The 15,426-nt window shown below is 35.9% G+C and carries 10 protein-coding genes; 9 read left to right on the top strand and 1 reads right to left on the bottom strand.

The window, feature by feature from the left end:
• The first annotated feature begins 185 nt into the window (after positions 1-185).
• Positions 186-6,620: a S8 family serine peptidase gene (locus tag HMPREF2805_RS02450; RefSeq protein ID WP_075231242.1), complete on the top strand. Its 6,435-nt coding sequence runs from the start codon at positions 186-188 to the stop codon at positions 6,618-6,620.
• A gap of 350 nt (positions 6,621-6,970) precedes the next feature.
• On the opposite strand, the gene ald is transcribed toward HMPREF2805_RS02450, so the two are convergent.
• A complete protein-coding gene (gene ald, locus HMPREF2805_RS02445) occupies positions 6,971-8,083 on the bottom strand; it encodes an alanine dehydrogenase (RefSeq protein ID WP_075231241.1) in 1,113 nt (370 codons plus the stop codon).
• A gap of 422 nt (positions 8,084-8,505) precedes the next feature.
• Here ald and HMPREF2805_RS02440 point away from each other — a divergent pair, with 422 nt between their 5' ends.
• The 8 genes from HMPREF2805_RS02440 to atpB all read left to right on the top strand — a co-directional run bounded on the left by HMPREF2805_RS02440 (position 8,506) and on the right by atpB (position 15,422).
• A complete protein-coding gene (locus tag HMPREF2805_RS02440) occupies positions 8,506-8,877 on the top strand; it encodes a hypothetical protein (RefSeq protein ID WP_075231240.1) in 372 nt (123 codons plus the stop codon).
• Between the two features lie 161 nt (positions 8,878-9,038).
• Complete coding sequence (locus tag HMPREF2805_RS02435) at positions 9,039-9,608, top strand: GNAT family N-acetyltransferase (protein ID WP_075231239.1); 570 nt, start codon at positions 9,039-9,041, stop codon at positions 9,606-9,608.
• 65 nt (positions 9,609-9,673) lie between these two features.
• Positions 9,674-10,315 (top strand): helix-hairpin-helix domain-containing protein, encoded by a 642-nt coding sequence (locus HMPREF2805_RS02430; RefSeq protein WP_075231238.1) that lies wholly within the window; start codon positions 9,674-9,676, stop codon positions 10,313-10,315.
• The gene (locus HMPREF2805_RS02425) at positions 10,299-12,509 is read left to right on the top strand and encodes a ComEC/Rec2 family competence protein (RefSeq protein WP_075231237.1); all 2,211 of its coding nucleotides are present in this window, start codon (positions 10,299-10,301) and stop codon (positions 12,507-12,509) included. The genes HMPREF2805_RS02430 and HMPREF2805_RS02425 overlap by 17 nt, the downstream gene beginning before the upstream one ends.
• A gap of 122 nt (positions 12,510-12,631) precedes the next feature.
• Positions 12,632-13,918, top strand: coding sequence for a peptidase U32 family protein (locus HMPREF2805_RS02420; RefSeq protein WP_049503610.1), 1,287 nt, complete (start codon positions 12,632-12,634; stop codon positions 13,916-13,918).
• Between the two features lie 13 nt (positions 13,919-13,931).
• The gene (locus HMPREF2805_RS10510) at positions 13,932-14,243 is read left to right on the top strand and encodes a CHY zinc finger protein (RefSeq protein WP_083301265.1); all 312 of its coding nucleotides are present in this window, start codon (positions 13,932-13,934) and stop codon (positions 14,241-14,243) included.
• 229 nt (positions 14,244-14,472) lie between these two features.
• A complete protein-coding gene (locus HMPREF2805_RS02415; RefSeq protein WP_001054551.1) occupies positions 14,473-14,673 on the top strand; it encodes a F0F1 ATP synthase subunit C in 201 nt (66 codons plus the stop codon).
• 32 nt (positions 14,674-14,705) lie between these two features.
• Positions 14,706-15,422, top strand: a complete 717-nt coding sequence (atpB, locus tag HMPREF2805_RS02410; RefSeq protein WP_000392935.1) for a F0F1 ATP synthase subunit A — start codon at positions 14,706-14,708, stop codon at positions 15,420-15,422.
• Positions 15,423-15,426: the final 4 nt, after the last annotated feature.

The following is a 15,426-nucleotide window of genomic DNA, read 5'->3' as shown; positions in this document are numbered from 1 at the left end:
GCTCAAAGCACTGCTTTGAGGTTGTAGATAGAGCTGACGAAGTCAGTGACATATATACGGCAAGGCGGCGTTGACGCAGTTTGAAGAGATTTTCGAAGAGTATTAGTAAAACTTTTTATAACAAAGGCTAGCAAGGTTAAAGTTTTCTATCTATTGGAAGTTAAATAAATATGTAAGGAATTAAAATGAAAAAAAGTACAGTATTGTCACTAACCACAGCTGCAGTTATTTTAGCAGCATATGTCCCTAATGAGGTAGTCTTAGCAGACACATCTAGCTCTGAAGATACTTTGAAAATTTCTGATAAAGAAAAAGTAGTAGTAGATAAGGAAACAGAGAATAAAGAGAAACATGAAGATATTCATAATGCTATAGAAACTTCAAAGGATACTGAAGATAAGAAAACAACAGTTATTGAGGAAAAAGAAATTGTTAGTAAAGAATCTGTGATAGATAATAAAGCTAACAACGAAAAAGCAACAAGCAAAAAAGAAGATTCCAATCAATCCAAAGAAGATAAAGCGGACTCGTCTGCAAGTAAAGACCCAGAAAGTCCCAAAAAAGAGGATAAACTTGTCTATATTGCTGAATTTAAAGATAAAGAATCTGGAGAAAAAGCAATCAAGGAATTATCCAATCTTAAGGATACAAAAGTTTTATATACTTATGATACGGTTTTTAATGGCGTTGCAATAGAAACAACTCCAGATAATCTGGACAAAATTAAACTAATAGAAGGTATCTCATCGGTTGAACGATCACAAAAAGTCCAGCCAATGATGAATCATGCCAGAAAGGAAATTGGAGTTGAAGAGGCAATTGATTACCTAAAGTCTATCAATGCTCCATTTGGTAAAAATTTTGATGGTAGAGGTATGGTCATTTCAAATATCGATACCGGGACAGATTATAGGCATAAGGCTATGAGAATCGATGATGATGCTAAAGGCTCAATGAGATTCAAAAAAGAAGACTTAAAAGGTACTGATAAAAATTTCTGGTTGAGTGATAAAATTCCTCATGCTTTCAATTATTATAATGGTGGCAAAATTACTGTAGAAAAAGCTGATGATGGAAGCGATTATTTTGATCCACATGGGATGCATATTGCAGGGATTCTTGCGGGAAATGATACTGAAAAAGATATTAAAAACTTTAACGGAATAGATGGAATTGCTCCTAATGCACAGATCTTCTCTTATAAAATGTACTCTGACGCAGGATCTGGCTTCGCAGGAGATGAAACAATGTTTCATGCTATTGAAGATTCGATCAAACACAATGTCGATGTTGTTTCGGTATCATCTGGCTTTACAGGAACAGGTCTTGTAGGTGAGAAATATTGGGAAGCTATTAGAGCGTTAAGAAAAGCAGGCATTCCAATGGTTGTAGCTACGGGTAACTATGCGACTTCTGCTTCAAGTTCTTCATGGGATTTAGTGGCAAATAATAATCTGAAAATGACCGACACTGGAAATGTAACACGAACTGCAGCACATGAAGATGCGATAGCAGTTGCTTCTGCTAAAAATCAGACAGTTGAGTTTGATAAAGTCAACATAGGTGGAGAAAATTTTAAATACAGAAATATAGGGGCCTTTTTCGATAAGAATAAAATCACAACAAATGAAGACGGTTCAAAAGCTCCTAGTAAATTAAACTTTATATATATAGGCAAAGGTCAAGACAAAGATTTGATAGGATTGGATCTTAAGGGCAAAATTGCAGTAATGGATCGAATTTATACCAAGGATTTAAAAGATGCTTTTAAAAGAGCAACGGATAAGGGCGCACGCGCCATTATGGTTGTAAATACTGTCAATTACTATAACAGAGATAATTGGACAGAGCTTCCAGCCATGGGATATGAAGCGGATGAAGGGACTAAAAGTCAAGTATTTTCAATTTCAGGAGATGATGGTGTAAAGCTATGGAACATGATTAATCCTGATAAAAAAACTGAGGTTAAAAGAAATAGTAAGGAAGATTTCAAAGATAAATTGGAGCAATACTATCCAATTGATATGGCCAGCTATAATTCTAATAAACCGAATGTAGGTGACGAAAAAGAGATTGACTTTAAGTTTGCACCTGACACAGATAAAGAATTGTATAAAGAAGATGTCATAGTTCCAGCAGGATCCACATCTTGGGGACCGAGAACAGATTTACTTTTAAAACCTGATGTCTCAGCACCAGGTAAAAACATTAAATCCACTCTCAATGTCATTAATGGGAAATCAACTTATGGTTATATGTCAGGGACTAGTATGGCAACTCCAATCGTGGCAGCTTCTACTGTTTTGATTAGACCAAAGTTAAAGGAAATGCTTGAAAGACCTGCCTTGAAAAATCTTAAGGGAGATGACAAAATAGACCTTACAAGTCTTACAAAAATAGCCCTACAAAATACTGCACGGCCTATGATGGATGCGACTTCTTGGAAAGAAAAAAGCCAATACTTTGCATCACCTAGACAACAGGGAGCAGGGCTAATTAATGTGGCCAATGCTTTGAGAAATGAAGTTGTAGCTACTTTTAAAAACACGGATTCTAAAGGTTTGGTAAACTCTTATGGTTCTATTTCTCTTAAAGAAATAAAAGGAGATAAAAAATACTTTACAATTAAGCTTCACAATACATCAAACAGACCTTTAACCTTTAAAGTTTCAGCATCAGCGATAACTACAGATGCTCTAACTGATAGACTAAAACTGGATGAAACATATAAAGACGAAAAATCTCCAGATGGGAAGCAAATTGTTCCAGAAATCCACCCAGAAAAAGTCAAAGGAGCAAATATCACATTTGAGCATGATACTTTTACCATAGGAGCAAATTCTAGCTTTGATTTAAATGCGGTTATAAACGTTGGGGAAGCAAAAAACAAAAATAAATTCGTAGAATCATTTATTCATTTTGAGTCAGTGGAAGAAATGGAAGCTCTAAACTCCAATGGGAAGAAAACAAATTTCCAACCTTCTTTATCAATGCCTCTAATGGGATTTGCTGGGGATTGGAATAAGGAACCAATCCTTGATAAATGGGCCTGGGAAGAAGGTTCAAAATCAAAAACAATGGAAGGTTATGATGATGATGGTAAACCAAAAATTCCAGGAACCTTAAATAAGGGAATTGGTGGAGAACATGGTATAGATAAATTTAATCCAGCAGGAGTTATACAAAATAGAAAAGATAAAAATACAACATCACTAGATCAAAATCCAGAATTATTTGCTTTCAATAACGAAGGGATCAACGCACCATCATCAAGTGGTTCTAATATTGCTAAAATTTATCCTTTAGATTCAAATGGAAATCCTCAAGATGCTCAACTTGAGAGAGGATTAACACCTTCTCCACTTGTATTAAGAAGTGCAGAAGAAGGAATGATTTCAATAGTAAATACAAATAAAGAGGGAGAAAATCAAAGAGACTTAAAAGTCATTTCGAGAGAACACTTTGTTAAAGGAATTTTAAACTCTAAAAGAAATGATGCAAAGGGAATCAAATCTTCTAAGCTAAAAGTTTGGGGCGACTTGAAATGGGATGGACTCATCTATAATCCTAGAGGGAAAGAAGAAAATGCACCAGAAAGCAAGGATACCAAAGATCCAGCTACTAGGATAAGAGGTCAATTTGAACCGATTGCGGAAGGTCAATATTTCTATAAATTTAAATATAGATTAACTAAAGATTACCCATGGCAGGTTTCCTATATTCCTGTAAAAATTGATAACACAGCTCCTAAGATTGTTTCAATTGATTTTTCAAACCCTGAAAAAATTAAGTTGATTACAAAGGATACTTATCACAAGGTAAAAGATCAATACAAGAATGAAACCCTATTTGCGAGAGATCAGAAAGAACATCCTGAAAAATTTGACGAGATTGCAAACGAAGTTTGGTATGCCGGCGCCGCTCTGGTTAATGAAGATGGAGAAGTTGAGAAAAATCTTGAAGTAACTTATGCAGGTGAGGGTCAAGGAAGAAATAGGAAACTTGACAAAGACGGAAATACCATTTATGAAATTAATGGTGCAGGAGATTTAAGAGGAAAAATCATTGAAGTCATTGCACTAGATGGCTCTAGCAATTTCACAAAGATTCATAGAATTAAATTTGCTGATCATGCTGATGAAAAGGGGATGATTTCCTATTATCTAGTAGATCCTGATCAAGATTCATCTAAATACCAAAAACTTGGCGAGATTGCCGAATCTAAATTTAAAAATTTAGAAAATAGAAAAGAGGATAGTCTTAAAAAAGATACAACTGAAGTAGAACATCATCAAGAAAATGAAGAATCTATCGAAGAAAAATCTAGCTTGACTATTCATAAAACGATTTCAACAATTAGAGAGTTTGAAAGTAAAGACTTAAAGAAACTCATTAAAAAGAAATTTAGAGAAGTTGATGACTTTACAAGTGAAACTGGTAAGAGGACAGAAGAATACGATTATAAATACGATGATAAGGGAAATATCATTGCTTATGACGATGGTAGTGCCTTAGAATATGAAACTGAAAAACTTGACGAAATCAAATCAAAAATTTATGGTGTTCTAAGCCCGTCTAAAGATGGACACTTTGAAATTCTTGGAAAGATAAGTAATGTTTCTAAAAATGCCAAGGTATATTATGGTAATAAATATAAATCGATAGAAATCAAAACGACCAAGTATGATTCCCACTCAAAAACGATGACATTTGATTTATACGCTAATATTAATGATATTGTGGATGGATTAGCTTTTTCAGGAGATATGAGATTCTTTGTTAAAGATGATGATCAGATAAAAGCTGAAACGAAGATTAGAATGCCTGAAAAAAATAAGGAAACTAAGACAGAATATCCGTATGCATCAAGTTATGGGAATGTAATAGAATTAGGAGAAGGTGATCTTTCAAAGAACAAACCAAATAATTTAACTGAAATGGAATCTGGTAAAATCTATTCTGATTCAGAAAAACAACAATATCTATTAAAGGATAATATCATTCTGAGAAAAGGCTATGCACTAAAAGTGACTACCTACAATCCTGGAAAAACGGATATGTTAGAAGGAAATGGAGTTTATAGCAAGGAAGATATAGCAAAAATACAAAAGGCCAATCCTAATCTAAGAGTCCTTTCAGAAAAAATAATTTATGCTGATAGTAGAAATGTTGAAGATGGAAGAAGTACTCAATCAGTATTAATGTCGGCTTTGGACGGCTTTAACATTGTAAGGTATCAAGTGTTTAGATTTAAAATGAACGATAAAGGGGAGGCAATCGATAAAGATGGAAATCTTGTAACAGATCCTTCTAAACTTGTATTATTTGGTAAAGATGATAAAGAGTACACTGGAGAGGATAAGTCCAATGTAGAAGCTATAAAAGAAGAAGGCTCTACGTTATTTATTGATGCAAAACCAGTAAATCTTTCAATGGACAAGAACTACTTTAATCCATCTAAATCTAATAAAATTTATGTACGAAATCCAGAATTTTATTTAAGAGGTAAGATTTCTGATAAGGGTGGTTTTAACTGGGAGTTGAGAGTTAATGAATCTGTTGTAGATAATTATTTAATCTACGGAGATTTACACATTGATAACACTAGAGATTTTAACGTTAAGCTTAATGTTAAAGACGGTGACATCATGGACTGGGGAATGAAAGACTATAAAGCAAACGGATTCCCAGATAAGGTAACAGATATGGATGGAAATGTTTATCTTAAAACTGGCTATAGCGATTTGAATGCGAAAGCGGTTGGAGTACACTATCAATTTTTATATGATAATGTCAAACCCGAAGTAAACATTGATCCTAAGGGAAATACTAGTATTGAATATGCTGACGGAAAATCTGTAGTCTTTAACATCAATGATAAAAGAAATAATGGATTCGATGGTGAGATTCAAGACAAACATATTTATGTAAATGGAAAAGAATATAAATCATTTGATGATATTAAACAACTAACAGATAAGACACTAAACATTAAGATTGTTGTAAAAGATTTTGCAAGAAATACGACCGTAAAAGAATTCATTTTAAACAAAGATACGGGAGAGGTGAGCGAATTAAAAGCTCATACGGTGACTGTGACCATTCAAAATGGAAAAGAAATGAGTTCAACGATAGTGTCGGAAGAAGATTTCATTTTACCTGCCTATAAGGGTGAATTAGAAAAAGGATATCAATTTGATGGCTGGGAAATTTCTGGTGTCGAAGGGAAAAAAGACGTTGGCTATGTTATTAATGTGTCAAAAGATATCCTTATAAAACCTGTATTCAAGAAAATAGAGGAGAAAAAGGAGGAGGAAAATAAACCTACTTTTGATGTATCCAAAAAGAAAGAAAAAACACAATCTGATTCAACTAATGATGTCAACAGTATTGTTCCTGATAAAAATGATAAAAACTTTGAAATTAAGAAGGATGTTTATCTTAATGAACAAGACAGCATAGCTAATAAATATACCGATATCGATAGTAAATCAACTACTAACAATTCTGATAGGTTGCCAAAAACTGGAACAGTTAGCGAAGTTCTTACACCATTCATTGCGGGAATATTGTTTATAGTAGGAGCGCTTCTTGGATTGAAGAAAAAAGATCAAGATTAAGACAAAACCTATAGATAAAAAAATGGTTTATGTACTGAGATTAGCTAGTGTGATAATGAAACAGTTTTGTGAAAATAGCCATTTATAACTCAATTATTTAGTTTACTTTACTATTGATACCTTTTTTGGATTTATTGGACTTAGTTTAGATAACTAATGAATTGATTGAAAGGATTAATATTGACAAATAGTGATCACATTGATTAGAAAATAGAGTCTACCAAAATTTAAATTATAAACCATGACATGAGAAAACGAGCATCTCCAAGAACGGAAATGCTCGTTTTTAAGATTTAGAAGCTAGTTTTTACGTAGCATTCTATTTTTGTAGTTTAAATTTATAAATCATTTTAGACAAGTTCACTGATTGAAGTGAAGTCACGATCCAAGCCTTCTGCAACTGGTTGGCTAGTGAGGATACCTTGATAAGTTGTAACTCCTTCACGTAAACCAGCATCATCAGAAATAGCTTTCTTAAATCCTTTTCCTGCCAAGGCTTCGATATATGGAAGAGTCACATTTGTAAGGGCAATCGTAGATGTGCGAGCAACTGCTCCAGGAATATTAGCAACCGCATAATGAAGAACACCGTGTTTTTCATAGACTGGTTCATCGTGAGTTGTCACTCGGTCAGCTGTCGCTATAACACCACCTTGGTCAACAGCAACGTCAACGATGACAGAACCAGGACGCATTTGTTGTACCATTTCATCTGTCACCAATTTCGGAGCTTTGGCACCAGGAATCAAGACAGCACCGATCACAACGTCTGCTTCACGTACACTTGCTTCGATATTAAATGGGTTAGACATCAGGGTTTGGATTTGGTGACCAAAGACATCTTCTAGGACAGAGAGGCGTTTAGCGCTGATATCAAGAATGGTTACTTGAGCTCCCAAACCTAGCGCAATGCGAGCTGCGTGTGTACCAACGACACCACCACCGATGATGGTTACTTTTCCTTTAGGAACACCAGGAACACCACCGAGTAGAACTCCTGAACCGCCAGCTTGTTTCGTCAAGAAGTGGGCTCCAATTTGGACAGCCATACGACCAGCAACCTCACTCATTGGAACGAGAAGTGGAAGTTGTCCTTGAGTATCACGGACAGTCTCATAAGCAACACCAGTTGTTTTAGCTGCAAGCATAGCATCAGCCAATTCTGGAGCAGCTGCCATGTGTAAGTAGGTGAAGAGAAGTAAATCTTCACGCAAGAACTGGTACTCACTAGCAAGCGGTTCCTTGACTTTAACAACTAATTCTGCAGCCCAGGCTTCAGCAGCAGTTGCGACAATTTCTGCTCCTTGCTTTTCATAGTCAGCATCAGTAAAACCAGATCCTAGTCCAGCATTTGTTTCGATAAGGACACGGTGGCCACGACCAACGAGACTTTGTACACCAGCAGGTGTCAAAGCAACACGATTTTCATTATTTTTAATTTCCTTTGGAATTCCAATTAGCATAGGATAACTCACTTTCTATCACGCTGTTTCAATTTATGTATCACATCATTCTTCAGAGTTTTTGTGATGACTTTATTGTATATGAAACCGCTTTAAAAGGCAAGGGAAATTATTGATTTCCCTTGTATTTTTTGTTAAGCTTTTAGAAAATAAACTTAATTTAGAGAGGGACAAGCTGCGTGATTATTTATGAAGATGCCAATATAGATTCTTCTCTTCTTCACTTTACATTCGCATTTAATATCTATGCGGGACGATGGGAGATTATTGGTGACTATAGAAGAAGAGAGGAGTATTTACAGTATTTGATTTCACAATTATATGATTATTCAACTAAAAATAAATTTAATCTATATTTAGTATTAGGAGATGATTGCTTTAATGATAATACTAGAATATCCTAATATTATAAACTTTGGAAATTGCTAAAAAAGCAACACCTAGAAGTTAGAAATGCAATTTATTCTGATGAGATTATGATTACGAAGAATGATAAAGTGAAATTTTTTGGCGGAATTCAAATATTAGGTAGAGAGTCTGTTACAGATATTGTTTCAATCTTGCTAGCAAAACAAACGGCTCATTTATTATTGTTGCCAGAGGGACTTAAAGTTACAACTTTTTTACAGTCAGGTTTTTCAAAGATAATAGCTGAAAATAGTGAGTATATTGAGAATGTGGTTGGTAGTGGTGGAATAGTTTTATTTCATGAAGGTTATTTTGACGATAGGAACACAGGCTTTGTAGGTTTTGGGGGATTGTCCTTAATTACTAAAGATTTATTTGGAAAATAGGTAACAATAATTGGAAGTTTATGAGTGAAACTATGAGAGTAACATTTTTATAATTAGAAAATATTTTTGAAAGAAGTGTTTTTTCATTATTCACATGAAAAACTTGTAAACCTATTTCTTTTATGTTATTCTTTTAGCAACCTATTTTGGGAGGTGCAATCATGGAATCACTATTTATCAAACTAGCTAAGCATCCAATTATCGAAACAGAACGCTTAGTGCTTAGACCAGTAACGCTCGATGATGCAGAAGCTATGTTTGAGTATGCCTCAGATATAGAAAATACACGCTATACTTTTCCAACCAATCAAAGTTTAGAGGAAACCAAGAATAATATTGCCCAGTTTTATCTAGCCAATCCCTTGGGGCGATGGGGAATTGAACTAAAAAGTACTGGAGAGTTTATCGGAACTATTGACCTGCACAAGATGGACACTGTTCTTAAGAAGGCAGCCATTGGTTATATTATCCATCAAAAATATTGGAATCAAGGTTTGACGACAGAAGCCAACAGAGCTGTAATTGAACTGGCTTTTGAAAAGATTGGGATGAATAAGTTGACGGCCCTTCACGATAAGGATAATCCTGCGTCAGGAAAAGTCATGGAGAAATCAGGTATGCACTTCTCCCACGAAGAACCATATGCTAGAATGGACTATAAAGAACCAGGACGAATTGTAACACGTGTACATTACATTTTAACCAAGGAGGATTATTTTGCAAATAAGTAAGCAGTTGAAAAGATTTTTCAGCTGTTTTTTCTTTCTCTTACGAATAAGCTAAGAGAGGAGAAAATATGGAAGAACTTATTGAGAAAATCAAAGAATATAAAATTATCGTTATCTGTGTTAGTTTGGGTTTGGTCTTGGGTGGATTTTTCCTCCTAAAACCAGTCGCTCAAACACCTGCTAAGGAAAGTAATTTGCAGTCTGAAGTTATAGCTGTTCCAAAGGATTCGACGGATGAAAAGGAAGATGGAAATCAGAAGGAAGAAGTGGTGGAGCAAGATCTGATTACTGTCGATGTCAAAGGGGCTGTCAAAACACCAGGGATTTATGATTTGCCAGTTGGAAGTCGTATCAATGATGCTGTTCAAAAAGCTGGTGGACTGACAGATAATGCAGACAATAAATCTATCAATCTTGCTCAGAAAATTAGTGACGAAGCACTTGTCTATGTTCCAACTAAGGAAGAAGCTACCAGTCAAGCAACACAATCAAATGCTTCTAACAGCAAGGAAAATAAGAAAGTCAATCTCAATAAAGCCAGTTTAGAGGAACTGAAACAAGTCAAAGGCTTAGGTGCTAAACGTGCTCAAGATATTATTGACCATCGTGATTCCAACGGTAAGTTTAAGTCAGTTGATGAGCTCAAAAAGGTTTCTGGTATTGGTGCAAAAACGATAGAAAAGTTAAAAGAGTATGTTACAGTGGATTAGTCGCTTTCCAATTCCAAAAATCTATCTTAGTTTTCTTTTGCTATGGCTCTATTATGCAATCTTTTCAGCAAATTTCTTAGCACTTTTGGGCTTTGTCTTTTTACTAGTTTGCCTCTTTTTCCAATTTCCATGGAAGACGGTAACCAAGGTCCTCTTGATTTGCAGCATATTTGGGAGTTGGTTTATTTTTCAAAAATGGCAGCAAGAAGAAGCTAGTAAACATCTCGTTGACTCGGTTCATACGGTCCGAATCTTACCTGACACTATCAAGGTGAATGGCGACAGTCTTTCTTTTCGTGGAAAAGCTGAAGAAAGAATGTTTCAGGTCTATTATAAACTTCAATCGGAAGCAGAAAAAGAAGACTTTCAACAACTAACGGATATTTATGAAATTACTTTAGAAGGGAAATTAGCTAGTCCTCAAGGAGCCAGTAATTTTGCGGGTTTTGATTATCGAAATTATCTAAAAACGCAGGGAATTTATCAGACCTTGACTATATCCGAAATTGTGGAATTAAAGAAAATAAGTAGTTGGGATATCGGAGAAAATCTATCAAGTTTGAGGAGAAAAGCAGTTGTCTGGATAAAAAGGAACTTTCCCGACCCCATGCGCAACTACATGACAGGTCTGTTATTAGGGCACTTGGACACAGACTTTGAAGAAATGAATGAACTCTATTCTAGCCTCGGAATTATTCACCTATTTGCTTTGTCAGGAATGCAAGTAGGATTCTTTATGAATGCTTTTAAAAAATCACTCTTACGTTTGGGCTTGACTCAAGAGAAGTTCAAATGGCTTGTCTATCCTTTTTCTTTGTTCTATGCAGGCATGACAGGTTTTTCAGCATCTGTGATTAGAAGTCTTTTACAAAAGATCTTGGCTCAGCATGATTTTAAGGGCTTGGATAATTTTGCTTTGACGATTCTTATTCTATTTCTTATCATGCCGAATTTCTTCCTAACTGCTGGTGGAGTGCTCTCCTGTGCCTATGCCTTTATCCTGACCATGACTGGTGAAGAAGTAGCAGGGATAAAAGGTCTGGTGAGAGAAAGTTTTATTATTTCCTTGGGAATCTTGCCAATTTTATCGTTTTACTTTTCTGAATTTCAACCGTGGTCAATTGTCCTAACTTTTGCTTTTTCTTTCTTATTTGACATGGTTTTATTGCCCCTCTTATCGATTCTCTTTTGTTTGTCAATGATATACCCGTTCACTCAGTTTAACTTTATCTTTGAATGGTTAGAAAGTATCATACGCTTTGTTTATCAACTATCAAGTCGTCCGATTGTCTTTGGTCAGCCGAGTGTTTGGATTCTGGTATTTCTTTTAATTTCTTTGGCGCTGATTTATGATTATAGAAAGAATTTGAAAAAAATATCTATGCTTGGCATAGTTGCCATCTCGTTCTTTTTAATTACCAAACATCCACTGGAAAATGAAATCACAGTCCTAGACATGGAGCAGGGGCGAAGCATTTTCCTAAGAGACCTGACAGGCAAGACCATTCTACTGGATGTCGGAGAGAAGTCTGAAGTTGAAAAGAAAGAAGCCTGGCAGGAGAAAGTCACCACGAGCAATGCTAAACGTAGCTTAATCTCTTATCTAAAAAGTCGAGGAGTGGCCAAGATTGATCAGCTGGTTCTGACGACTAGTGATACTAAGCAGTTAGATCATGTGTTAGAAATCAGTAAAGCCTTCCAGCTTAGAGAGATTCTAGTAACTGAAGAAACTCTATCACAGAGAGAATTCATGGATAAGTTGAAGGAAAGCAAAGTCAAGATAGTTGCCATCAAAACTGGACAGCAGTTACCTATTTTTGGGAGTAATTTGGAAGTAATCGCAACTCAAAATAAGGATAAAAGTGATTCAATTACAATGTATGGAAAGTTACTAAACCAAACCTTTCTAGTTACTGGAAATATAGAGGAAAAGTTCTTGACGAGTCATTCCTCAAAACTCCAAGCAGATGTAGTAATAACTCATCAGCAAGCATCGAAGAAAAAGACAGATATCGAAATCTTCAAAAATGTACACCCTAAAATCACGGTCATTTCGGTAGACAAGAAGAAAAAATTCAAAGAAAAAAATGGGGAAAGTAACCAAGAACTTGGGAATTCGATATACCAAACGAATCAAAAGGGCGCCATTCGTTTTAAAGGTTGGAGTGCTTGGCAAATAGAAACAGTTCGTTGAGCTTAGCTTTTCAAGAAAATTAAAATTGTCTAAACAATCATTCAAGGCTTGATTTTGAACCCTGTTTACTATAAAATAGTTAAGATTGGTGTCAAACTTTTATATTGCAAATAGGAGAAAAAATGACAAAAACTTTGAAACGTCCTGAGGTTCTATCACCTGCAGGAACTCTTGAAAAACTAAAAGTAGCTGTTCAATACGGAGCAGATGCTGTCTTTATCGGTGGTCAGGCCTATGGTCTACGTAGCCGTGCGGGAAACTTCACTTTCGAACAAATGGAAGAAGGAGTTCAGTTCGCGGCTAAGTATGGAGCTAAGGTATATGTGGCTGCTAATATGGTTATGCACGAAGGAAATGAAGAAGGTGCCGGAGAATGGTTCCGTAAGTTGCGTGATATTGGTATTGCAGCGGTTATCGTTTCTGACCCTGCCTTAATCATGATTGCAGCAACAGAAGCACCAGGACTTGAAATCCACCTTTCAACACAAGCTAGTGCGACCAACTATGAAACTCTTGAATTCTGGAAAGAACTTGGATTGACTCGCGTTGTTTTGGCGCGTGAGGTTTCCATGGAAGAACTGGCAGAAATCCGAAAACGTACAGATGTGGAAATCGAAGCATTCGTACATGGTGCGATGTGTATTTCCTACTCTGGTCGTTGTACGCTTTCTAACCATATGAGTATGCGTGACGCCAACCGTGGTGGATGTTCACAATCTTGCCGTTGGAAATATGACCTTTACGATATGCCATTTGGTAAAGAGCGTAAGAGTCTCAAGGGAGAAATTCCTGAAGAGTTCTCCATGTCTGCGGTTGATATGTCTATGATTGACCATATCCCAGATATGATTGAAAATGGTGTGGACAGTCTTAAAATTGAAGGTCGTATGAAGTCTATCCACTATGTTTCAACAGTGACAAACTGCTACAAGGCTGCCGTTGATGCCTACCTTGAAAGTCCTGAAAAGTTTGAAGCTATCAAGCAAGACTTGATTGATGAAATGTGGAAGGTAGCTCAACGTGAATTGGCTACAGGTTTCTATTACGGAACACCATCTGAAAACGAACAACTGTTCGGTGCTCGTCGTAAGATTCCAGAATACAAGTTTGTTGCTGAAGTAGTATCTTATGATGATGCAACGCAAACAGCAACTATTCGCCAACGTAACGTTATCAACGAAGGAGACCAAGTTGAGTTTTATGGCCCAGGTTTCCGCCATTTTGAAACTTATATCGAAGACCTTCATGATGCCAAAGGTAACAAGATTGACCGTGCACCAAATCCAATGGAACTTTTAACTATCAAGGTTCCACAACCAGTACAAGCAGGTGATATGGTCCGTGCTTTGAAAGAAGGTTTGATTAATCTTTACAAAGAAGATGGAACAAGCGTTACAGTTCGTGCCTAGATAAGGAAAGTCAATGGTTCAAGCTCATGGATTACTAGTAGATGATGAAAGCAGATGTGTTCATTACCATAGTGATAAAGATATCGTAGCGCTCCAGTGTAATGAGTGTAAGAAATACTATGCCTGTTATCAGTGTCACAATGCGCTAGAGGAGCACACATTTTCTCCCTATCCTTTAAGACTTAAACAGAATAAACCTATCTTATGTGGTTCCTGTAAGAAGAACCTAACTTATGAGGAGTATAGAGAAAAGGGGAGCTGTCCTTATTGTGCAACACTCTTTAATCTAGCTTGCCAGAGCCACCATTCCTATTATTTTAAATAAGAAACGATAAATCCAGGTTTTGAAACTTGGATTTTTCTTTTCAGAAAAATAGGAAAGATAAGAAAAATAACCTGAAAAGACATTAAAATTTTCTATATAATTGTCTTGAAAATCATAAAAATAGAAATAAATGATTAGAAACGCTTTCAATGCTAGTAAAGAGTTGACAAAAGCAAATTTTAGGACTAAACTAGGGAAGTAAATTTAATTTAAAAAAGGAGAATTCGTCATGAATTTAACATTTTTCGGTCTATGTCTTGCCTGTATGGGTGTATCTCTTGCAGAAGGATTTTTGATGAACGGTTTGTTCAAATCTGCAGCACGCCAACCAGATATCATCCCTCAATTGCGTAGTTTGATGATCATGGGGATTGCCTTTATCGAAGGAACTTTCTTTGTAACCTTGGCGATGTCATTCGTTATCAAATAGACAACTCTATTTAGAAATGGAGGTGTCAAACCATGGAAGAAAGTTTGAATCCAACCGTTAATATTGGACCAATATCCTTTGATTTGACCCTGCTTGCCATGTCTCTTGTAACTGTTTTGATGGTTTTTGCCTTTGTCTACTGGGCAAGTCGTAAAATGGCCATCCGTCCAAAGGGCAAACAGAATGCTCTTGAGATGATTTATGACTTTGTGATTGGTTTTACAAAACCAAACATTGGAGATTCATATATCAAGGATTATTCCTTGTTCTTGTTCTCTCTATTTCTGTTTATCTTGGTTGCCAACAATATTGGCTTAATGGCAAAAGTACAAACAACAAACGGTTATAACTTGTGGACTTCCCCAACAGCCAACCTTGGATACGATTTATCCCTCTCCTTATTGATCACTTTGATCGCCCATGTAGAAGGAATTCGTCGTAGAGGCGTTAAAGAATATTTGAGAGCATTTGTTACTCCTGGCTTTATGACTCCGATGAACGTTTTAGAAGAGTTCACCAATTTTGCCTCCTTGGCGATTCGGATTTACGGAAATATTTTCGCCGGTGAGGTCTTGGCAGGATTGTTATTAGCCTTGTCACAATATGCCTTTTATTGGTATCCTTTTGCCTTTATTGCAAACATGTTATGGACAGCCTTTTCAATTTTCATTTCATGTATTCAAGCGTATGTATTTACCATGTTGTCTTCTATGTACATTGGTAAAAAGGTAAATGGTGAGGAAGAGTAAGTAG

This window comes from Streptococcus sp. HMSC034E03, from assembly GCF_001811505.1.
Taxonomy (GTDB): Bacteria; Bacillota; Bacilli; order Lactobacillales; family Streptococcaceae; genus Streptococcus.
Note: the sequence above shows the minus strand (reverse complement) of the source record. Positions and strands in the feature narration are given on the sequence as shown.

What these genes read in the sequence shown, in the direction of transcription:
- HMPREF2805_RS02450 (WP_075231242.1), top strand. Translation starts at nt 186, where the DNA reads ATGAAAAAAAGTACAGTATTGTCACTAACCACAGCTGCAGTTATTTTA.
- ald (WP_075231241.1), bottom strand. Translation starts at nt 8,083, where the DNA reads ATGCTAATTGGAATTCCAAAGGAAATTAAAAATAATGAAAATCGTGTT.
- HMPREF2805_RS02435 (WP_075231239.1), top strand. Translation starts at nt 9,039, where the DNA reads ATGGAATCACTATTTATCAAACTAGCTAAGCATCCAATTATCGAAACA.
- HMPREF2805_RS02430 (WP_075231238.1), top strand. Translation starts at nt 9,674, where the DNA reads ATGGAAGAACTTATTGAGAAAATCAAAGAATATAAAATTATCGTTATC.
- HMPREF2805_RS02425 (WP_075231237.1), top strand. Translation starts at nt 10,299, where the DNA reads ATGTTACAGTGGATTAGTCGCTTTCCAATTCCAAAAATCTATCTTAGT.
- HMPREF2805_RS02420 (WP_049503610.1), top strand. Translation starts at nt 12,632, where the DNA reads ATGACAAAAACTTTGAAACGTCCTGAGGTTCTATCACCTGCAGGAACT.
- HMPREF2805_RS10510 (WP_083301265.1), top strand. Translation starts at nt 13,932, where the DNA reads ATGGTTCAAGCTCATGGATTACTAGTAGATGATGAAAGCAGATGTGTT.
- HMPREF2805_RS02415 (WP_001054551.1), top strand. Translation starts at nt 14,473, where the DNA reads ATGAATTTAACATTTTTCGGTCTATGTCTTGCCTGTATGGGTGTATCT.
- atpB (WP_000392935.1), top strand. Translation starts at nt 14,706, where the DNA reads ATGGAAGAAAGTTTGAATCCAACCGTTAATATTGGACCAATATCCTTT.